At 31.4% G+C, this 20851-nt stretch carries 27 protein-coding genes and 2 pseudogenes; 21 read left to right on the top strand and 8 right to left on the bottom strand.

Annotated features, from left to right (window positions below; translation table 11 throughout):
* Positions 1–114: 114 nt before the first annotated feature.
* Entirely contained in the window at positions 115–474 is a 360-nt protein-coding gene (locus MY490_RS15340; RefSeq protein ID WP_248266485.1) for a hypothetical protein, read from the top strand.
* A 131-nt stretch (positions 475–605) separates the two neighbouring features.
* On the opposite strand, the gene MY490_RS15335 is transcribed toward MY490_RS15340, so the two are convergent.
* Positions 606–1139: a hypothetical protein gene (locus tag MY490_RS15335; protein WP_248266484.1), complete on the bottom strand. Its 534-nt coding sequence runs from the start codon at positions 1137–1139 to the stop codon at positions 606–608.
* A 249-nt stretch (positions 1140–1388) separates the two neighbouring features.
* Between MY490_RS15335 and MY490_RS15330 the strand changes: the two genes are divergently transcribed.
* Positions 1389–1562, top strand: a complete 174-nt coding sequence (locus MY490_RS15330; protein ID WP_248266483.1) for a hypothetical protein — start codon at positions 1389–1391, stop codon at positions 1560–1562.
* 339 nt (positions 1563–1901) lie between these two features.
* Here the strand turns inward: MY490_RS15330 and MY490_RS15325 are convergent.
* Positions 1902–2187 (bottom strand): annotated as a pseudogene (locus MY490_RS15325) (EamA family transporter); the annotation flags it as partial.
* A gap of 126 nt (positions 2188–2313) precedes the next feature.
* Here MY490_RS15325 and MY490_RS15320 point away from each other — a divergent pair.
* From MY490_RS15320 to MY490_RS15305, 4 genes and pseudogenes are all read left to right on the top strand, one after another.
* Positions 2314–2424: pseudogene (locus tag MY490_RS15320) on the top strand (AraC family transcriptional regulator); the annotation flags it as partial.
* 203 nt (positions 2425–2627) lie between these two features.
* Positions 2628–3701, top strand: a complete 1074-nt coding sequence (gene eutH / locus MY490_RS15315) for an ethanolamine utilization protein EutH (protein WP_248266482.1) — start codon at positions 2628–2630, stop codon at positions 3699–3701.
* 353 nt (positions 3702–4054) lie between these two features.
* Complete coding sequence (gene ctaG / locus MY490_RS15310; protein WP_248266481.1) at positions 4055–4954, top strand: cytochrome c oxidase assembly factor CtaG; 900 nt, start codon at positions 4055–4057, stop codon at positions 4952–4954.
* 11 nt (positions 4955–4965) lie between these two features.
* A complete protein-coding gene (locus MY490_RS15305; RefSeq protein ID WP_248266480.1) occupies positions 4966–5430 on the top strand; it encodes a DUF420 domain-containing protein in 465 nt (154 codons plus the stop codon).
* Positions 5431–5490: 60 nt separating this feature from the next.
* On the opposite strand, the gene MY490_RS15300 is transcribed toward MY490_RS15305, so the two are convergent.
* Positions 5491–5862 carry a YugN family protein gene (locus MY490_RS15300; RefSeq protein WP_248266479.1) on the bottom strand — a complete coding sequence of 124 codons (372 nt, stop codon included), beginning with the start codon at positions 5860–5862 and terminating at the stop codon, positions 5491–5493.
* Between the two features lie 176 nt (positions 5863–6038).
* Here MY490_RS15300 and MY490_RS15295 point away from each other — a divergent pair, with 176 nt between their 5' ends.
* The 5 genes from MY490_RS15295 (at position 6039) to MY490_RS15275 (ending at position 9067) form a co-directional block, all read left to right on the top strand.
* The gene (locus tag MY490_RS15295) at positions 6039–7082 is read left to right on the top strand and encodes a CAP domain-containing protein (protein ID WP_248266478.1); all 1044 of its coding nucleotides are present in this window, start codon (positions 6039–6041) and stop codon (positions 7080–7082) included.
* A gap of 115 nt (positions 7083–7197) precedes the next feature.
* Complete coding sequence (locus MY490_RS15290; protein WP_248266477.1) at positions 7198–7611, top strand: YlbD family protein; 414 nt, start codon at positions 7198–7200, stop codon at positions 7609–7611.
* Positions 7612–7621: 10 nt separating this feature from the next.
* Positions 7622–7903: a YlbE-like family protein gene (locus MY490_RS15285; RefSeq protein ID WP_248266476.1), complete on the top strand. Its 282-nt coding sequence runs from the start codon at positions 7622–7624 to the stop codon at positions 7901–7903.
* Positions 7904–7977: 74 nt separating this feature from the next.
* Positions 7978–8550 carry a histidine phosphatase family protein gene (locus MY490_RS15280; protein ID WP_248266475.1) on the top strand — a complete coding sequence of 191 codons (573 nt, stop codon included), beginning with the start codon at positions 7978–7980 and terminating at the stop codon, positions 8548–8550.
* 61 nt (positions 8551–8611) lie between these two features.
* Positions 8612–9067, top strand: a complete 456-nt coding sequence (locus tag MY490_RS15275) for a YlbF/YmcA family competence regulator (RefSeq protein ID WP_056468453.1) — start codon at positions 8612–8614, stop codon at positions 9065–9067.
* Positions 9068–9119: 52 nt separating this feature from the next.
* Here MY490_RS15275 and MY490_RS15270 read toward each other — a convergent pair whose 3' ends face one another.
* Entirely contained in the window at positions 9120–9446 is a 327-nt protein-coding gene (locus MY490_RS15270) for a hypothetical protein (RefSeq protein WP_248266474.1), read from the bottom strand.
* A gap of 100 nt (positions 9447–9546) precedes the next feature.
* Between MY490_RS15270 and MY490_RS15265 the strand changes: the two genes are divergently transcribed.
* Complete coding sequence (locus MY490_RS15265; protein ID WP_056468449.1) at positions 9547–9819, top strand: YlbG family protein; 273 nt, start codon at positions 9547–9549, stop codon at positions 9817–9819.
* Between the two features lie 177 nt (positions 9820–9996).
* On the opposite strand, the gene MY490_RS15260 is transcribed toward MY490_RS15265, so the two are convergent.
* Positions 9997–10386, bottom strand: a complete 390-nt coding sequence (locus MY490_RS15260) for a DUF7147 family protein (protein WP_056468446.1) — start codon at positions 10384–10386, stop codon at positions 9997–9999.
* A 368-nt stretch (positions 10387–10754) separates the two neighbouring features.
* Here MY490_RS15260 and rsmD point away from each other — a divergent pair, with 368 nt between their 5' ends.
* A complete protein-coding gene (rsmD, locus tag MY490_RS15255; RefSeq protein WP_248266473.1) occupies positions 10755–11312 on the top strand; it encodes a 16S rRNA (guanine(966)-N(2))-methyltransferase RsmD in 558 nt (185 codons plus the stop codon).
* Between the two features lie 17 nt (positions 11313–11329).
* Positions 11330–11821 carry a pantetheine-phosphate adenylyltransferase gene (gene coaD / locus MY490_RS15250; protein WP_248266472.1) on the top strand — a complete coding sequence of 164 codons (492 nt, stop codon included), beginning with the start codon at positions 11330–11332 and terminating at the stop codon, positions 11819–11821.
* A 101-nt stretch (positions 11822–11922) separates the two neighbouring features.
* On the opposite strand, the gene ylbJ is transcribed toward coaD, so the two are convergent.
* Positions 11923–13179 (bottom strand): sporulation integral membrane protein YlbJ, encoded by a 1257-nt coding sequence (ylbJ, locus tag MY490_RS15245; RefSeq protein ID WP_432707013.1) that lies wholly within the window; start codon positions 13177–13179, stop codon positions 11923–11925.
* 140 nt (positions 13180–13319) lie between these two features.
* Between ylbJ and MY490_RS15240 the strand changes: the two genes are divergently transcribed.
* Positions 13320–14126 (top strand): patatin-like phospholipase family protein, encoded by an 807-nt coding sequence (locus MY490_RS15240; protein ID WP_248266470.1) that lies wholly within the window; start codon positions 13320–13322, stop codon positions 14124–14126.
* On the top strand, positions 14101–15126 hold the full coding sequence (locus MY490_RS15235; RefSeq protein ID WP_248266469.1) for a SepM family pheromone-processing serine protease: 1026 nt from the start codon (positions 14101–14103) through the stop codon (positions 15124–15126). Before MY490_RS15240 ends, MY490_RS15235 begins: the two co-directional genes overlap by 26 nt.
* Positions 15127–15221: 95 nt before the next feature.
* Here the strand turns inward: MY490_RS15235 and MY490_RS15230 are convergent, their stop codons facing one another.
* Complete coding sequence (locus MY490_RS15230) at positions 15222–16457, bottom strand: nucleotidyltransferase (protein ID WP_248269389.1); 1236 nt, start codon at positions 16455–16457, stop codon at positions 15222–15224.
* 551 nt (positions 16458–17008) lie between these two features.
* Here MY490_RS15230 and MY490_RS15225 point away from each other — a divergent pair.
* The 4 genes from MY490_RS15225 to MY490_RS15210 all read left to right on the top strand — a co-directional run bounded on the left by MY490_RS15225 (position 17009) and on the right by MY490_RS15210 (position 19350).
* Positions 17009–17524 (top strand): YceD family protein, encoded by a 516-nt coding sequence (locus tag MY490_RS15225; RefSeq protein ID WP_025672196.1) that lies wholly within the window; start codon positions 17009–17011, stop codon positions 17522–17524.
* A 55-nt stretch (positions 17525–17579) separates the two neighbouring features.
* Positions 17580–17753 (top strand): 50S ribosomal protein L32, encoded by a 174-nt coding sequence (gene rpmF, locus MY490_RS15220; protein ID WP_025672195.1) that lies wholly within the window; start codon positions 17580–17582, stop codon positions 17751–17753.
* A 171-nt stretch (positions 17754–17924) separates the two neighbouring features.
* On the top strand, positions 17925–18692 hold the full coding sequence (locus MY490_RS15215) for an enoyl-CoA hydratase/isomerase family protein (protein WP_248266468.1): 768 nt from the start codon (positions 17925–17927) through the stop codon (positions 18690–18692).
* Between the two features lie 76 nt (positions 18693–18768).
* Entirely contained in the window at positions 18769–19350 is a 582-nt protein-coding gene (locus tag MY490_RS15210) for an RsfA family transcriptional regulator (protein ID WP_248266467.1), read from the top strand.
* A gap of 47 nt (positions 19351–19397) precedes the next feature.
* Here the strand turns inward: MY490_RS15210 and MY490_RS15205 are convergent, their stop codons facing one another.
* Positions 19398–19811, bottom strand: a complete 414-nt coding sequence (locus tag MY490_RS15205; protein ID WP_248266466.1) for a GNAT family N-acetyltransferase — start codon at positions 19809–19811, stop codon at positions 19398–19400.
* A gap of 147 nt (positions 19812–19958) precedes the next feature.
* Between MY490_RS15205 and MY490_RS15200 the strand changes: the two genes are divergently transcribed.
* On the top strand, positions 19959–20846 hold the full coding sequence (locus tag MY490_RS15200; RefSeq protein WP_248266465.1) for a 2-dehydropantoate 2-reductase: 888 nt from the start codon (positions 19959–19961) through the stop codon (positions 20844–20846).
* Positions 20847–20851: the final 5 nt, after the last annotated feature.

Raw genomic sequence — 20851 nt, 5'->3', positions numbered from 1 at the left:
GTATTGTAGAACTTTAAGAATACATATAAAAAGAGTTTATTTTACAGGAGATTTTTCTTTTATATCAAACTACTAACATAAACGTAAAAAATACAATAAGGCGGAATGATTTGAATGAAAACTTTTGAAGCACTAGAGTGGCTAAAAAATAATCATAATCCATCAGCATTTGCGACTAATCGATTTGGTGAAACAATTAATGCTATTAATTTTGTTAAGAAGCTTTATGAACTTGGTGCAGGAAAAGTGTGGGTTGTTGGAATTATAGATGAAAAAGAACGTATTGAGGAAGAAGGGGGACCTTATGCTGAATCTTTGTTAGTTGAATTACCTGAGGATGATGTAAAACGTAATGATATTATAAAGTTCTATGAAAAAGAGATGGAAAAACAAGGCATTTGCGTAGGAGAAGGAATTTTAGAATGGAATGAAAGTAATTTGGATCATGGCATACTTGGTTTTGGTTGGTATTGATCTAATGCCACCTTTTGAAATTTAAAATGCAACTAATGCATCATCGAGTTATATAGAATTTAAAAAAGGCTAATTAGAAAAGAGCCTTTTTTGAATTCCAAACCTTTATGTAATACTTTAGAAATGTTGTATTATTTTTTCATTTTTTTTGATTGAGAAATTACATAATGAAAGTACTTTTGTGGTGTACCATAACGCTTGAGTTCTTCAATTAATTCTTCATCAGCTTGAGTAATAGTTCTTTTTTCTACTCCATTACCATCTTGGATTGATACAGGTAATAAACTTCCATCTTGATAGTCAAAGTTAATGATTTTTCCTATACCTTCTCCTGTAATGCTTAATGTAACTCCTTCATTTACCATAGCATAACCAACTATGTCATACATTTTCTTAAACATTTCCTCTATCTCAGCTAATGCTATACGTTCTTCTTCGCCATCATTAAAGACGGTATCCTTATCAAATTTTACCCAAATACCAACAGCTTCTTTTTCTGGTGATCTATTTAAATCATCATAATCAATTTTCGTTATCGTCCCAGAATGATAAATAGGTTCTTCCTCATTAATACAATAAATGTCACTTCTTTTAATAATTTCTACACGATCACCTTCACTTACTGATAAGTCTCTCTTTGTACTAAACCTATTGTAGTAAATCAATAACATTTCCTCCTAATAAAATTCTTTAGACTTATAAATTATCCCCTAATTTACTAAAGAAATACTTAAAGAGAATACTGATTTTCATTGATGTTCTCTTTTACCGTCAATCAAAGTTCCAATTCAACTATGTACATTTCTACTGGTATAAGAAATTTCAGTGGAAGAAAACTATAAAGCCGAAATTATTTTAGAATGAGTACTAAATCGGTTGTGGTTGAACAGTAAAATGGAAGGGATGATTCAACGATGGACATGGAAATTCCTAAAGATGAAGATATTGAAATGGAAGAAAGAGTTGAGCTTACTGGTAGTATTGATAAATTAACAGAGCATGTAATTTGGGGTGCACAAGGTTTCATGGATATTCCTGATCAAGGTAAAGCTTATAGGAAAAGATATTTAGGAAACCGATATCAATAACTCAAGAAATCATTGACTGTGAAAAAAAGTGTAAGTTACAAAGACAGGCAGGGAAAATACACTGTACTATTTCCATTTCAACAAAGAGAATACTTTAATTAAAAATTTAGGAGCTGATTGATTAATCAGCTCCTATTTCACATTTCAAAAAAACATTTCAAAAAAACATTTCAACTAACTCTAAGCCGTTCTTTATTATTAGGAGGTTGGCTAGTTTTTGAGGAAGACTCTTTATTCAAAGCAATAATAATAATATTCCAATGATATAAGCTGTACCAAGCCATTGGAAAATACCAAAAGGTTCTTTAACCAAAAGATTGTAGTTAAGAGCTGTAATAGTATAGAAGCCATATATGTGTAGATAACGGCTAGCATCCCCAAAACCCGAAGACAATTAGTTGAATTGCAATCTGTCTATTTTTCCAAACCCCAAAGATTTGAGAGCGGTCTTTTTTTGAAATATTGAATGGCAAATAGTAATAATCCAGCTATAAGCAAACTGGTGGTTACTAGCCAATCTATATCAATTTTATACTGTTGAAAAAGTTTTTTTGCGACTGTACCACCATTCCCTAAAAAATACTGCCCCTGCGACAACAAGAAATCTTCCCTTACGTCTATTCATGATTTTAGTCTTCACCTTTAAAAAGAAAAATAGTGTTATAATATGTTAAATAATAAGTGGGAAAACGCTAAAATAATACTCAAATCGAATGGGAAAATGTAAGGGTATTGAGGTGGTTATGGGGATATGCAAATTAAAAATTTTTTGGTTGACCAAAGTTTAAAAGAATTAACTAAATATCATACTGTTGTTTTGCCAATTGCATGTTACGAAACAAAGATTAAGAAAAACATAAATAACAAAAGGAATTCGATCAGGTGAAAAAGGGAATTCAAAGATGGAGTGGCTGCTCTGATTGAAGATGATATTTTAGCAACAGTGAGTGGATATGAACATTTTCAATCTCATAAACAATTTATTATATAAAAAAATATTGAACAGGTCATCTAATAGATTTTTTTTAAAAGATGACCTGTCTTTTGAATGGGGGAATATTCAAGATGAATGAAATCATCTTATATATCATGACGGGATTTATGGTCCTAGGGGCAATCGATTATTTGATGGGTAATCGGTATGGACTCGGACAAAAATTTAAGGAAGCCTTCCAATCCATGGGACCACTTGCTCTTTCAATGGTTGGCATGATCTCACTATCACCTGTATTAGCAAAATGGTTAACACCGGTTGTAACCCCTGTCTACCAATTTCTTGGTGCAGATCCATCGATGTTTTCATCCACGTTTTTAGCTCTTGATATGGGTGGGTACTCTTTAGCAAATGAAATGGCTCAATCAAGTGATGCAGCTCTTTTTTCTTGGGTGTTTTTAGGAACAATGATGGGCCCAACTATTGTTTTTACCATTCCGGTTGCTTTAAGCATCGTTCATAAAAATGATCATCCCTTTTTTGCAAAAGGAATTTTAATTGGGTTAATGACTATTCCATTTGGATGTATAGCGGGAGGATTCGTTGCAGGATTTGGTTTTTTATGGATGCTGAAAAATTTGATTCCTTCTATTCTGATTTCTGTATTGATTGGCGTTGGAATGCTATTAGCTCAAACGGTGATGATTCGAGGTTTTAAATGGTTTGGGAAAGGAATTGAAATCGTTATCATTGTTGGTCTTGTCTCAATCATCATTAAAACTTTAACAGGTATTGTTATAATTCCAGGTATGATGCCGCTTTCGGAAGGTTTCGTCACAGTTGGAAAAATAACAATCATCCTTGCTGGTGCGTTTCCGTTTGTTTTTGTGCTAGTAAAAGTATTACAGAAGCCTTTTGCTTTACTCGGAAATAAGCTAGGTATGAATCAACAAGCATTAGGTGGATTCATTGCCTCGTTCGCCCATCACATTCCAATGTTTGCGACAATGCATGAGATGGATGATCGTGGAAAAGTCATAAATACCGCATTTGCCGTAAGCGGAGCATTTGTTTTTGGCAGTCACTTAGGATTTGTAGCGGGTGTGGAGAAGAATTTTGTCATTCCACTAATTGTCGGTAAACTGACTGCTGGGTTATTGGCTGCTGCATTAGCTTTGCTAGTGACAAAACGTGGAGCAATTTGAAATATAAATAATAGAGACGTAGATTGGGGAAAGTAGGATGCAGTAAGACTCTACAGAAAGTGTGCACCCTAGATTTTCATACACTATAAATACCAAGCATTTAAAAATGAATAACGTTTTCAAATCGTATTTTAATTTGAATAAACCGTTATTACTGTTATATAATTTAGTAGTATAATAGTTTGGATAATTTCATTAAATATTATATGATAGAAGTAATGTTTATATTTTTTTTGTCTTTGTAAGGTTTTTTGTTTATAGTTCTAAATCAAACAATATTTACATTGTACAATATTAATTTAAACATTAGGTAAAAATAAAGTGTGAATAGAATAATTAAAGGGTGTGCATTCATGATTAGCTTAGGGATGTTCGGGTTTAAAGCACTTTGGAGTCCATATTTATTTGTGTTTTTAGGTTTAGTCATTTTAGGTTATTTTTACATAATTAATAAATTTAAAGATAAAAACCATGTTACTGAGACTAAACAAAAAGTGTATTTCGTAATTGGAATTTTATTAGTTTACACCGCACAAGGCAGTCCAATCGATTTAATTGGTCATATAATTTTTAGTGCACATATGACTGAAATGGCAGTATTATACTTAGTTGCACCGATCTTTCTTATTAATGGGATTCCAAATTGGTTATGGCGAAACATACTTAAACCAAAATTCGTTAATTCGTTTTTTACATTTGCTACAAAACCATTAATTGCTTTACTTATTTTTAATGTAGTATTTTCGATTTACCATTATCCATTAGTATTTGATACTGTAAAAACGAATAATGTCTATCATTTCTTATTTACAAATATATTATTTTTCATGGCAGTATTTATGTGGTTTCCTGTTATTAATCATTTACCTGAGAGACAAACACTTTCTGATATCCAAAAGATTGGTTATATGTTTGGGAATGGTATTTTATTAACACCAGCTTGTGCACTTATTATTTTTGCTGGACATCCTTTTTACGCGACTTATAATGATCCAGTGTTATGGAGTAAAGCGATGGAGCTTTGCGTATCACCAGATTTATTAAAATCATTAAATATTTCAGGTCCAGAAGTATTTAACTTTATGTCAGCAAGGGAAGATCAGCAGGTTGGCGGAGTTATCATGAAAATTATCCAGGAAATAGTTTATGGTTCTGTTATTGGTTATAATTTTTTCAAATGGGCTAAAAGAGAACAAAATGGAAATAAAATTGATCCAATCAGTAGTAATCCGTTATTGCTTAAAAAATCGTAGGGGTGGAAATTTTGAATTCTTTACCAATTTTACCAACAATAAGTACAAGCTTTATTGTAATTAGTGCCATATTAGTTGCTATCGGCTGGTATCTTATTGCAAAAAGAAATATAGAGGCACATAAGAAAGTTATGTTCTTTGCTGGAGTCTTTGCACTCTCATTTTTCATTGTATACGCAACGAGAACAATCTTTATCGGAAATACTTCTTTTGGGGGACCAAAAAGTTTAAAGCTGTATTATCATATATTTTTATTTTTCCATATATTCTTAGCTACAACTGGCGGAGTATTTGGTCTAGTATCAATAATTTCAGGATTTAAAAACAAATTAAAACTACACAAAAAAATTGGACCGATTACTAGTATTATTTGGTTTTTTACTGCAATTACAGGTGTAGTCGTTTATTGTTTATTATACGTTTTCTACAAAGGTGGAGACACTACTTCAGTTATTAAAGCTGTTTTAGGATTTTAAGTAAAAATAAAAGAGTGAGTAAAAGAAGTTGTACTTCTTTTTACTCACTCTTTTTAATAATTATAGAATAATGAACTTGCTTACTAGAGAAATTTGCTCTTCAGCTTTTTTAAGTAATTCTTTACTTTTGTCAACGATACTTTCAGGGAAGCTTTCGCCTTCTCCGTACTCTACACCGTGAGGATAATAGTATTTACCTAAAAGTGGAGTAAGTAATTGAATTTTACCTTTACTTGACTCTACATGTCCTTCTACTGCGAAACCTTGAACGCGTAAGTAGTAGATTTCATTACGTTGTTCAAATTTATAATCGTAAGTTACTCTTTCGTAATCCCATTGACCAGCAAGGACAAAGCCTAATTCTTCCATGATTTCAGTTAATAAATTTACATTTAATACATGATTTTCTAAATTTGTATTCTCAAATTTCATGTTATTACCCCCTAAATTACTTAGAAAAAATCCCTACTAATATAATATTATCTATGACAATAATTAGCAATGAAAAGCTGATAAATGTATTTTAACTAATTTATATATTTTTTTGAATAATTTGGCTACAATGGATATATAAACATAGAGTTAACAATTGGGAAGGGAAGATTTAAATGGAAAAACTTATAAAACTTTTCTTTTTTACAATAAGTTTTATAACAGTTTTTATGTTCAGTCCACTTATTAAAGATTGGATCACCAATATTTCATCATTTAAACAATATCAGAAAGTAGAAGAAGTGAATATGCCAATGATCGAAAATGCAAGTACTGAAAAAGCTACATACTCTGTTTCTCAGTATATTGGTAAAAGTGAACAAGAAATTTTAAAAACCTTTGGTAAACCGTCAAGAAAAGTTCCTTCTCAATATGACTACGATTGGCTTGTTTATGATAAAGATGCTACAAAGTATACTCAATTTGGTGTACGAAATGGCAAGGTTGTAACAATTTTTGTTGCTGGTAATAAAGTTGATATAACCCCATTTGTGATGGGGAGCCACTATGAAGAAACAATGGACAATGTAGCATTACATGATAAAGTCTCTTTTTCGATATTGAGTAATCAATATACATTTAAATTATCGCCAACCGATTTACACGAACGTCCACTTGTTTCATTAAATAATTGTTTTGCTCAACTTTATTTTGACCGTTTTACTGGAAGTTTATTAGGTGTTCGATATTTATCTCCAGAAACTTTAGTTAAGCAAAAACCGTACGAGCTAATTTATAGTGGAAATTTAATCAATGCAAAAAAATTAAATACATTGCAAGAAGCAATTGTTGATCGTGAAGAAGAGAGACAGATATTTAACTTAACGAATGTTTATCGTAAAAGAATGAATTTAAGTACTTTAACTTGGAATGCTGATGCTGCCAAAGTAGCTTTAGGACATAGTAAAGATATGGTTCAAAATAAATATTTTGATCACTATTCTAATTTATATGGTAGTCTAGCTGATCGTTTAAATGATGCAAATGTTCCATACAGAATTGCTGGCGAAAATATTTCCGCTAATTATGTAGATGGTATAGCATCTGTATATGGATGGATTAATAGTAAAGGTCATCGTGTAAATATGTATAAAAAAGAATATACCACACTTGGAGTGGGAGCCTTTAATAAATATTACACCCAAAATTTTATAAAATAATAGAAAAATCAAGCAAAAGCGAAAGTTTATGCTTGATTTTTTTATTTCCAAACAAGCACAAAATTATTCGAAAGACATAATTTTGTAGTAAATGCATTTAATTGGAGTGATATGAATGGGAAATGAACATAACCGTCCATCTATCGAACAATTTAGGCAATTCGTTATGGAACACCCAAAACTTCGTGAGGAAGTAAAAACGGGAAAAAAAACATGGCAACAATACTTTGAAGATTGGTATTACAAAGGTGAAGACCATGAAATGTGGGATGAATATAGAAATGACAATAATACAAGGTCTCAAAAGAAAACTGCCAAAACGGAACAATCAGAAGAAGGATATGTTGGAAAAGTCATTTCTTTTGTAAAAAATTTAGATCCAGATCAAATTCAAGGCCATTTAACAAATGTAAACTCCACTTTAACTAATATTCAACAGCTCATATCTCAATTTAAATCTCCAGCTGCTTCAACTAATCAAAGAGAAGAAAAGCCAACGTCACCACAATTTAATTTTAGACAGGATTGAGGAGATCTAAGTGAGAAAAGATGTATTAGAATTTCTTCAGAGTGAGGAAGATTATTTGAAGTTTTTAAGACAACAACCAAAATGGTATCGTAAACTTTCTAGAAATCCTGAGCTTACTGATGAGTTTAGACTGGCTTCCCTTGAGTTTTTTGGTAAAACTATTCCACAACGAGTTGATAAATTGTCAAATCAAGTTCAAATGGCATCATTTATGATTGACATGTTCCATGTACTAAAGGATCAACATAGTACTAGTAGTGAATCCTCTGATACTGAATCAAAAGAAGATTAAAAAAGGATAATAATTCAATCTGTCATAGCTTTTTGCTACAATGAAGAAAGCAAGTTTAAAAAGGAGTAGTAGTTATGACAGAAATTTGTTTAGTGAGACATGGACAAACTGATTGGAACTTTAACAATATAATTCAAGGAAGAGAAGATATTCCTTTAAATACACAAGGTAAACAACAGGCGAATGATAGTGCATTGTTTTTAAATAATCAAAAGTGGGATTTGGTTATTACAAGTCCTTTAGTTAGGGCGAAACAAACTGCACAGGCAATTGCAGAGTTTTCTAAAATTGATGAGATTATAGAAGATGAACGATTCCTAGAAAGAGAATTTGGTAAAGCTAGCGGAAAACCTATTTCCGATGTTCATGAAAACATTTATAATAATAATGTAGAAGGTATGGAAACAAATGAAGAATTAATTGATCGAGCTTTTAGTGCATTAAAAGACATTGCCCAAATTTATAAAGGTAAACGAATTGTAATTGTTGCACATTCTCATACGATTAAAGCAATTCTACATGCGATAGATCCTGAGAAAGTTAATTTTAGGACAAAATTAAAAAATGCTTGTGCAAATTTTATTGAATTAAAAGATGGTAAATGGAAGATAAATGAATTTAATATTTCTAATCACATAAAAGCTTAGGACAAGTTCTTTTATTTAAGGAATTAAATGTGATATAGTTTATTCTTGGAGGTGTAAGGAAATGTATGCAACAATGGAAACCTTGCAACTTATAACAGTCTCAGAAGAACTTGCTTCAATGATCGTGCAATCGGATGTTGCGGATCAGTATCGAACTTCATATATTGCATTAAATAATGATAAAACTGCTCAAGAAATTATTAGCCGTTTTATGAAGACGAAGGATTTATATGAGGATGTTCAGCGATTTGGAAAATATCATCCAGATTATAAAGAAATTCGTAAAAAAATGAGTGAAGTTAAAAGAGAACTTCAATTAAACGATACAATCGCTGCTTTTAAGCAAGCGGAAGATCAGGTCCAATTACTTTTAGATGAGACTAGCTATTTAATTGCACAAGCTGTTTCGCCTTCTGTAAAAGTTCCAGCGGGTAATCCATTCTTCGTAAATACAGGTGGAGGATGTAGTACTGGTGGATGTGGCACAGGTGGTAAGTGTGGATGTAAAACGAGGTAATAAATCATATTGAAAGGCTCATTATTTAATAATGAGTCTTTTTTAATAAAATTCATTTTCTGAACCTAGTACAATTAGCGCAATTATTTCCACAACAAAACATTTTTTTATTCGGAACGTAAAATCGATGTTTAAATACGAAGTTATTATTTTCTTTACGTATAAATTCAACTCGGTAAATTAGTTTAAACTGTTCAGTAATGGTTCTAGCGCAATCAATCAGTAGTTTTTTGATCCCTTCTTCGGTCTGCTGACCGTTTGACTGAATTGACTGAATATATAGGAAATTGGCACCACAAATTTGTTTGTTTGAAAAATGATTAATTTGTTTATAATTTGAAATACAGTTAAAAAATTGCTCCCAAACATCATCTAACATAATTTTCAATCCTTTCTAAAAACTATTTATGAAAGTTTCGTTGCAAAAGAAATTTGGGATATGATATTCTAGTTCTAACGGATTTTTAAAGGAGAAAGCTATGTTCGTGCAAAGACAAGGTATTATTATTTATTTACAATCATTAAAACAAGCAAAAATGTTACGTAAATTTGGAAATATTCACTTTGTCTCTAAACGTTTGAAATACGTAGTCCTATATTGCAATATGGATGATATAGATCGAACAATAGAGAGATTGAAAAAATTTCATTTTGTGAAACGAATTGAATTGTCATATAAACCTTTTATTAAGACTGAATACGAAAATGCAAAACCAGACGAAGCAAAGGAATATGATTATCAAGTAGATTAAAAACGATTGAATGGAAAATTAATTTAGAAGGTTAACCTATCTGAATTAAAAACCGTTCAATCGTTTTTCTTGTGGTATGGTTATAGAGGTAGGGGATCGTGTAAAAACTATCCCTGATATTCTTTGTACTTTATTTAGAAAGAATAGAAAAATAGTAAATCTTATTATCTAGTCTAGTTATTTCATTGGTGGAATTAAGTGATTTAAGCGTAAAATTCCGATTATATATTGATGAAATAAATCGTTTTCATGAAATGAGCTTGAGTGTCTAATTTGTAATGTGATGATTTCTTTGTTTAAAGTTGTAGCTAATTCTTCAAACAACACTTCACGTTTTGTAACTGAATCTTCTTTTAGTGTAATTCCTTCTCTACAATAATATATTGGCTGGAATTCGCCAATAGAAGTAGGGCTTAAGATAACAGCAAAAGAACAGCAGTTTGAGCCTTTATTTTCAGATGTTAATTTTAGTAAAAATTTAACTCTATCTTTTTGCGATTTAGCAATTTCAAATAGTTCATATAAATCTGAGTATCCTTCTCCAATTTCAATCATGCGTTGGATCATGAGTGTTCCCCCTTAAAACGTAAATACTTTACGAGTAATTCAAACAAAGTATGGAAATAATTGCAACATTTATTCTACAGGATAAAAGCATAAAAAAAAACCCCGCATTTGCAGGGCCCCTCTTATTAAAGTGTAATCACTTAAAAGAAGGCAAAGGGAGAGGAGAAACCGGAGGAAGAACTTATGGGGAAACGTAAGTCTTCTCCGCGGTTGGCAACAACATCAACTGAGATGTTGTTAAAATTAATTATTTCCAAAGTGGATGATTTTATACATTAGTAGAAGAATATGGAAAGAAATGTTTTTGTTTTAGTGAAATTATGATAGGATATTTTCGTAAATTGAAATATATAGTAGGTGTAAATTAAATGAGAGTAGTGTCAGGAAAAAATAAAGGATTAAGTTTAAAGGCAGTACCTGGAATGAGTACTAGACCGACAACTGATAAAGTAAAAGAAGCAATGTTTAATATAATTGGACCTTACTTTGAAGGTGGTATTGTATTAGATTTATTCGGTGGTAGTGGTGGATTATCAATTGAGGCTTTAAGTAGGGGGATTGAAAAAGCGATTATTGTAGATCGTGAAATGAAGGCGATTAAGACGATTAAAGAAAACTTAGCAACTTGTAATCTAACTGATTGCGCTGAAGTATATCGAAATGACGCTGAGAGAGCTGTTAAAGCGATTATTAAAAGAGAGATCCAATTTGACTTAATTATTTTAGATCCTCCTTATAAAAAACAACAAATCGTATCATTAATTGAAACTTTTGATGAAAAAAATCTACTTGCCTCAGATGGGACAATTTTAGTAGAACATGCTACAGATGTCGAATTACCTGAAAAAATAGGGAATTTTGTACGAACAAAAGCAGAAAAATATGGAATTTGTGGCGTATCAGTGTATCATATCTGTATGGAGTAATTTTTAGGGGGTACAAGATGAAACGTATTGCTGTTTGTCCTGGAAGTTTTGATCCAATTACGTTAGGACATTTAGATATTATTAAACGTGGAGCAAGAGTGTTTGATGAAGTAATTGTTGTCGTATTAAATAACTCAGCCAAAAATTCTTTATTTACTTTAGAAGAAAGAAAAGAATTAATTACGGAAGCTACTAGTACTATTCCAAATGTACGCGTTGATTCATTTAGTGGTCTATTAATGGATTATGCGAAAAAAATTAACGCTTCTGCAATATTAAGAGGCCTAAGAGCAGTATCAGACTTTGAATATGAAATGCAAATTACAGCAATGAACAAAAAATTAGTAGATGAAATTGACACATTTTTTGTAATGACCAATAATCAATATTCATTCCTAAGTTCCTCAATCGTAAAAGAAGTCGCAAAATATGGTGGAAATGTAAAAGACTTAGTACCAGATTGTGTAAATACCGCATTAACAGAAAAATTTTTGAAACCTCAAGTTTAATGTAAGCTTAAGTATTTATATATAATTTATTAATGAGTAGACAACATAAAGAAACCTCAAGTTTAATTTAAAATGAGGTTTCTTTTTTTATATGAAAAGGTTTAAGAAGATAACTTTTTTGTATACAGTTTATAAATTAAGATGATTACATAAATGTAAAGAGAAATTAAGGTTATAAATGAACCTGTTGAAATCAATGATTCCAGGTTTACCTGTTTCTCTGTAAAAATCTTTATAACGGGTAACGTATTATTCGTAACATTAGAAGTTAACTGATTAAGATATAGTGGCTTCCAAAAAATAATTGCTAAAATAGGTGCAATTCCAGATTGTAATAAACGACCAATTAAATAAGGTTTAATACTTAATTTCACTTCAGAAATAATACTTGCTACTTGGGCTTGTATTGAAAAACCACCAAATCCTAAAATAAAGCTAGTTAAAGCCACTTGCTGCAATAATGTACTATTGCCTATTTCACTGACTAATTTAGATCCTAACGTAATTTCAAATAATCCAGATAAAAAAGGCGTAGATAAATTGTGATTAACATTTAAATTTGAAAAACAATATGCAATTATTTTTCCAACATTAGAGATAAAGCCAATTTCAATTAAAAGCATATTTAGAACAGAAAAAACAATAATAAATCCACCAATCATTAATAATGTCTGTACGGAAGAAGCTATTGCGTCCCCTAATATTTTTCCAATCGGTCTTCGTTCACTTAATCTTTTTTCATGCATAACTTTAAAAGCGTATTTAAAGCGGTTAGAATGAATTCTTTCTTTACGTGAGTAGTTAGGTTGGTTTCTACCGTAAAACCTCATAATGAGGCCTACAATCGCGTTAGATAAATAATGACTGAGTGCAAGTACGAGTCCAACTTTTGGGTTATGAAAAAAACCAACTGATATTGCAACAAAAATAAACAAAGGATTAGATGAATTTGTAAAAGAATTAAGTCGTTCCGCTTCTAATTTTGTTAATTCCCCATCTTTATATAATTTTGCAGAAAGTTTCGCACCTGAAGGAAATCCTGATGCCATCCCCATCGCCCAAACGAATGCCCCAACACCCGGAACTTTAAATAAAGGTCTCATAACCGGCTCTAAAAAAACACCAATAAATTGAACAATTCCAAAGCATATTAGAAGTTCACTTAAAATGAAAAAAGGAAGGAGCGAAGGAAATACGATTCCCCACCACATATTTAACCCTCTAATTGAACCTTTAAATGCTACCTCTGGATGCTGAATAATTGTTGATGTCAGAAATATGAGTAATAAAAAAATAAGTAAGGTAATGAAGTAATTTTTTTTCACATATAAACCTCCAAAGATAAACTTAAAAAACATATAGATTTTTGTCTAATTGTAGTAAGACCAATGAATAGGAAATAAGATAGTAATATATGTATAAAAAAAACTTGTACAATTAAATATACGTTGCTGGAATTCAATTTTAGACCAAAGAGTTTAATTGGAGGGGAAACAACTTGGAACCGAAAATTGGTTTAGCATTAGGTTCAGGAGGTGCACGAGGATTTGCACATGTTGGTGTAATTTCCGTTTTAAAAAAGCATAATATTCCTATAGATCTGATGGCAGGCAGTAGTATAGGTGCTTTAGTTGCTGTTTTATATGGTGCTGGTGCGGATGTAGATCGTCTATATAAAATTGCAAAAGTATTTCAATCTAAATACTATATTGACTATGTAGTTCCAAAAATGGGTTTGATTTCTGGGAACAGAGTGAAAGAGTTGATAAAAGTACTATCATTCGGTAGAAAGCTTGAAGAATTAGATTTGCCAGTATCGGTAATCGCTACAGATTTATTAACGGGAGAAAAAATTGTATTTCAAAAGGGAGATATTGCTACTGCAGTCCGAGGGAGTATTTCCATACCGGGAATTTTTGTACCAGAAACATGGAATGGAAGGCTTTTAGTTGATGGTGGAGTCATCGATCGTATCCCCGTTTCAGTTGTAAAAGAGATGGGGGCGGATTTTATTATTGGAGTAGATGCTTCACCGATTCAAGTTAGTGGTGAAGTTTCGACGATCTATGATGTGATTATGCAAAGTATCGAAATAATGCAGCACGAGCTCGTTAGAAATAGAGAAATAGCTTCTAATGTGATGATAAGACCAAAGTTAGACCATGTTAATTCTAGAAACTTTACTGACCTAGAAAATATTATCAAAATAGGTGAAGAAGCTACAGAAAAATTAATACCAGAGATTCTTGAAAAGATTGAGCGATGGAAGGAGAAAAATAGTGAAAAAAAGGATCAGAATTCTTAATGTACTATTAGTACTTGGTATTACGCTAATTCTTTTATATTTCATTCCATTACCATACTATGTTACAAAACCAGGCTTAGCCGAGCCTTTAAGGCCATATGTAAAAGTTGAAGGTGCAAAAAAAGATAAAGGTGAATTTATGTTAACGACCATAGCAATGGGTAAGGCAAATGTCTATTCATATATCGGTACGAAAATTAATGACAATTACCATTTATACAAGATCGATGAAATAAAAGTAAAAGGTGAAAGTGATGAAGATTATCAGTTCCGTCAATTAAGGTATATGGAAGAGTCAAAGCAAGCTGCGATTTTAAACGCATATAAGCAGGCTAAAAAATCTTATAAAGTAACTGAAAACGGAATTGTAGTCGTATCTGTTTTAAAGGATATGCCAGCCCATAACGTATTAATGCTAGGTGATATTATCACTAAAATCGACGGGAAAGAAATTCGTACAATCAATGATTTTACCAACATTGTAAAAAGCAGAAAACCTGGTACAAATTTTAATTTAGAAGTAAGTAGAAAAGGGAAAATTAAATTCTTTAATATTAAAACAGAAGCTTTTAAAGACGAACCGAATCGTGCTGGAATTGGTGTTTCTATAGCAGAAAATTTTAATCTAACTACAAATCCGAAAGTTAAAATAAATTCAGAAGAGATTGGTGGACCTTCAGCGGGACTGATGTTTGCACTAGAAATTTATGATCAATTAAAAGAAGAAAGTTTAGCAAAAGGTCATGAAATAGCTGGAACTGGAACAATTGATAAAAATGGAGTCGTAGGTCCAATTGGTGGTATATCTCAAAAAATAATTGCAGCATCTGATTCCGGGGCAGAGATTTTCTTTGCACCAAATGAGAACGGTAAAAAGAATTCTAATTATAATGAAGCTGTAAAAAGTGCGAAAAAACATGACTTGAAAATGAAAATAATACCTATTGATACATATGACCAAGCAATTCATTACCTTGAAAAATTAAAGACAAAAAAATAATTTAAATAATATAAGTGCATGATAAAAAATGGCAGGATATAGGGGATATCCCTAAACCTGCCATTTTTGTGTTTATACTATTTAGTTGAAACTTCTTATGATCTGCTAAAGTGATTACTTTTTTCATCATAAATAATTGGATACAATGAATATTCGGTTTTTATTAATTTTTGTTGATTATCTAATGAAAGCATCGAAGCATATGTAAGGGTTGCTTTCAAATCAGTACTTAGTTCTTTTTGATTTTGCTGATTAATAGTCGTATAAATTGGTAATTCAATTAATTTTTTTTTGCTATTTAAATAAGTTTTTCCCAGTGAACTCATTCCAAGTAAACGAATATAAGGAACTCGATCTTTCTCTAAGACTGCTGACATTTCCTTTTTTGAAGTATTTGTTAAGATATGCGTTAACAATCTTTGAATTCGAGTCCAAGTATATCTCTTTGTTTTGATTGTGGTCATTAACTCTTCAAAATTAAGACAGTTTAATACAGAATGTAATACTCTTCTTTCTAAACCTTCGACAGCTTCGTAAATTTCTTCAAGTTCTTCTTTAGTTGAAGTCATTAATTTATATTTCAAAAATGGTAAATATTCATTCCAAGAGTGAAGAGCACCATACTCGTATATATATTTTTCAATTGAATCTTTAGTAAAGCTTGGAACAAAGTCAGAAATCGATTGATTGTCACCTTTTAGAATTTTTCTAATTGCTGTAGCGCTAGCGATACTATGATGATTGGTTTCTTCATCATGATAATTTGCAGCTATTCGCTGAATCGTTCTTCCTTCCATTCGACTATTAAAGTGTTCAATAGCTTCTAAGTAATGTATTCCTAAAATATTATTTGGAAGTGAAACATCTAGTTTTGATGATTCAAGATTTTTTTGTAAAGCAGTGCTATATGCAGCAGGATAGCTTAGTCCTTCATCAAGAAAAGTACGTATGCTTGTGTTGATTGCAGATGTAAGCTGCTTCTTTTGTTTGATTAACTCGTAAAATGTCTCAATTTTACCCTCTTCACTTCCAAAGCATACATAATCACATTTTAAAGAATCAAGAATTGAAATAGCTCCTTTGGCAAAGATGCTAGCGTGTTGAGTCGAATAGCTATAAGGTAATTCAATTACAAGATCTGCACCTGCTTGTAAAGCTAACTTTGTTCGTACATGCTTTGGAACGACTGCTGGCTCGCCTCTTTGTAAAAATTGACCACTCATTACCGCAATGACAACATCAGCATTTGTACTTTTTTTAGAACTAGTTAAGTGAAAAACATGTCCATTATGTAATGGGTTATACTCTACTACTACACCAACCGAACGCAGAGAAATGCACCTCCAATATTTACTGATTTCACGAATTTATACATTAAGAATACCAGTTTTGAGAAATAATTCGCAACCTAGCGTGAATTGTATTGAATTTTATTGTGGAAAATAATATATTAGATAGGTTACATATAGCAAGGTCAAGGAATTAAGGGGAAAAAATAGTAACCAAGTCTAAAACTTTTAGTGAATTTTTCGTCATATGCTTGTTGGGAATTCAGTCAAAGAAGTATATTATGATGTCTAGCTCCACAAGCTAGCTCTTCTGTAATATTCCATTAATCTTCGAAGTGGAAAGAGCCACTTCTTTTAGCTGAATGGAGATATTCTAAAAAATAAGCAGAAAAGATGTCTAGCTCCGGCTCCTAACTCCTCGAGTCATAAGCCAATTTTCATCTAAGATTAAAGAGCAAATCTTAGCCAAAAACCGTCTTATGCTTGTCGGAGCTAAGCAGTCGCCTCCGCTTTTCGAGAGTGTAAAGAAAAAATATTGACAAGTGATTATAAAGAATATATAATTTTCATTGTTGCCTTGAGGTGGTTTATTTATGAAATGGTCAGTGCACCAGTTGCAGAAATTAAGACATAAAGGTTTAAATTTAGATGAGACAATTGATGTAAGTCAAATAAAGGAACGTAATACTGATATTCGAGAAGTTTCTCCAATTCGAGTTACTGGACGAGTTGATTTTGGAACGAACCGTTATACGTTTCATTTAACAATAACTGGATATTTAATTTTACCTTGTGTAAGAACATTAGTTGATGTAAAATATCCTTTGTCGATTACCACAACAGAAACATTTTTTACAACATCTGAATGGAAAAGTGAAGATGAGAATTTTCACATCCTAGAGGGTGACGTGTTAGACTTAACACCAGTGATTGAGGAATGTATCTTAGCTGAGATTCCAATGCAGGTTTATGCAGAGGATGTTGAGGGGAAAGAAACAGCACCAACGTCAGGAACAGATTGGGAAGTTAGGGAACATGTCGAAGTAGAGCAAAAAATTGACCCTCGACTTGCTGGTTTAGCAAAATTTTTTGACAAACAAGATAATTGAGAAGTACCGGATAACCGGCTTCATAACAAACACTCACTTTAAGGAGGTGGGATCAATGGCAGTACCTGCAAGAAGAACGTCCAAAACTGTAAAAAGAAAGCGTCGTACGCATTTTAAATTAGCGGTACCTGGAATGGTTGAATGCCCAAACTGTAGTGAATTAACATTAGCACACCGCGTATGTAAATCATGCGGACACTACAAAGGAAAACAAGTACTTAGCAAATAAGCTAGTCTTTGAATGAGCACATAGGAAACTATGTGCTTTTCCTTTTGCCTTTAAACGTAGTTTATCTGATTGAATCCTCTAAAATCATGATTCCTCTTACTCTGCCCATTTCAATTTCTGTATAGTATAATAAAAACTAATAGGAAACTAGGTAAAGAGAGAGGGATTCCAATGTCTGAAGTAATTACTTATCAAAGAGATGAAATAGATTATATCGTTTTAAATAGGCCTAATTACGGGAATTGCATTGATGAAAATACGGTAGAAAAACTTTCTGAAATTATCCGAGAAATCCGAATGAAATCCCAAAGTAAACTAGTTGTATTAACTGGGGAAGGTATGAAATATTTTTGTACTGGTGGAGATTTAAACACAATTTTAAAGTTTAAAAATAATTTAAATGGATTGGAATCTTTTAATCTAAAAATGTGTGATCTGATTTACCAAATAGCTATGTTACCTCAAATTACAATCTGCTTTATTAATGGTTATGCTTTAGGTGGCGGCTGCGAACTAGCGAGTGCATTCGATTTTAGATACGCTAGTCACAATGCAAAAATAGGGTTTATTCAAGGGAGAATGGGAATCCCAACCTCATGGGGTGGAGGTACCTTACTTCAAGAAAAAATGAGTCATCAAGATTGGATTACATTACTATCATCCTCAAATATTTATACCGCATATCAAGCTAAAAAAATCGGCTTTATACATGAACTATCAAAAGATTTAACAAGTTTACATAATGAAAGCTTTATTAGTTTAGCTAGAAGTATTCCAGCACAAATACATCATCAAAATAAAAAAATACTTATTCGTAAACGGACCGAGCAAAATCTTAAGAGAAGAATGGAAGAGGAAGTTATTTCGGCTATACCACTTTGGTTTTCAGAAGAACATATAAAAAATATCGAACAATTTACAAAAAAATTGGATAAGTAATCTTCTACCTTCATTTTTTTGTGCATATGAATTAGTAAAATCTGCTTATTGCATAAGAAATTGGAGGGGATTGCAAATGGTTGCAAATCGCCAGGATGCATGGACAAAAGATGAAGATAACTACTTAGCTGAAGTAGTTTTAAAAACGATAAATGAAGGGTCAACTCAATTAATGGCATTTAAAGTTGTAGCAAAGAACTTATCAAGGACTGCTGCTGCTTGCGGTTACCGATGGAATTCTTTTGTTAGAAAGTTCTACAAAGAAGAGATTGAAAAGGCAAAAAATAGTAGTAAAAAACAAAGTGTTCCCACAAATGAGGTAGAACCATCGCACGAATCGGAAATAATTACAAATGAGATTCACGAAGAGACTACAACAGAAAAGGGCCATTCCGAAATAACCTTTGAGTCAGTGTATAAATTCCTTGAATATTTAAGGTTAAAAGTTGAGGCCAGTGGACGAATTAAAGATATACAATCTTTAGAAAAAAAGCTATTAAAATATAAACAAGAAAATGAACAATTGAAAATTGAAAAACAACAATTAGTTGAAAAACTAAATGAGCTCCAAAGTGAATATGAACATTTATTTGATTTTTTAGATCAAAAACGAAAAATAGTAAATATTAGTTCTAAAAATGACACGAAGGTAAAATAAAATGAAAAAACTCAACATCTCCAAAAGGGGTGTTGAGTTTTTTGTCTTTATTTATTTTCAGGTTTCCAAATGACAAATTCAGAATCTGCCTCAATAAAACCTTGTTTTTTCCAAAATTCATTTGAATTAGCTCTTGGGATCGTTTTAATTGTTTTCTTAAAGGATTTAGCGAAATTTACTAATTCTTTTCCGTAACCATTCTTTTGATAATAAGGTAGAACTTCCATTTTATTAATTTCAATTATTTCTTCATTATTTTCACTATGTGTATATAAACTCATTCGGGCAATAAGTGCCTTGCCTAGGTAAATACCATAGAAAGGAGATTGAAACTCGTTATCAATTAAATTTGATTCAAGATCTTCAAGCATTGATAGCTCTTGTAAACCGTAACCGGAAAATTGCTGAAATTGTTCAAGTGTTTTAAAATTTATTTGTAAACGTTCTATCTTGATGTTCAAAAAAGCTCCCCCTTAAAAAGAATGTAAATTTTTAATATTTTAAATATAATTATATCGTACAATTAAATTTAAAAAAAGATAGATTCGATGTAAATTTATTATCATAAGGATAATAGTGGAAAAATAATTTTTCGATTGGAGAAATCAATGAAAATAGGCATAATTGGTGGTGGTGCCGTCGGTCTTCTTACAGCATCGTATTTGTATCAAAATAAACATAATGTTACATTGTTTACGAGAACAGAAGAACAGGCAAATCTTATAAATAACTTAGGTGTTATACTTTCAGTAGATGAAAAAACGAAACAAATGTGTATAACTGCAAATAAATTATTACCTAAAATAAACACGTTCGATCTATTAATTGTTTGTGTAAAGCAATATCATTTAAATCAAATCGTAAACACGTTAAATAAATATGAGGGTGAGAATATATTATTTCTTCAAAATGGAATGTCTCATATTGAAATCGTTAAAAATTTACCCATTCCAAATTGCTTTATAGGTATAGTTGAACACGGTGTATTAAAAACTTCACCGAATGAAATCACACATACTGGTAAAGGTATAATTCGAATTGGACAAATAAAAGGGAAAATTGATGCTTTAAATTGCTTATCGAATTTACATACAGCCGGTTTTCCAATCAAAAGCCAAAATGATTGGGAGTATATACTGAAACAAAAGTGTTTAATAAATTGTGTTATTAACCCTTTAACCTCTATATTGAACGTTCGAAATGGTGAATTAATCACTAATGAGTATTTTAAACCAATTTGTAAATTATTATTTAATGAGGTTGCGACCATCCTAGATTTAAATAACCACAAAGAGTGGGATAAATTAGTAGAAATATGTGAGAAAACGAAAGAAAACTACTCATCAATGAATCGAGATTTATTTCATGGTAGACAAACAGAAATTGAAAGTATGCTAGGATTTGTTAAAAAATTGGCAATTAATAAAAAAATAAATGTACCGACAATTGAACTTGTGTACAATAGTATAAAAGGACTTGAGAAGAAAAAGGGGTAATTCTT

It is taken from the genome of Gottfriedia acidiceleris (assembly GCF_023115465.1).
Lineage (GTDB): Bacteria > Bacillota > Bacilli > Bacillales > Bacillaceae_G > Gottfriedia > Gottfriedia acidiceleris_B.
This window is presented reverse-complemented; position numbering and strand designations above follow the sequence as displayed.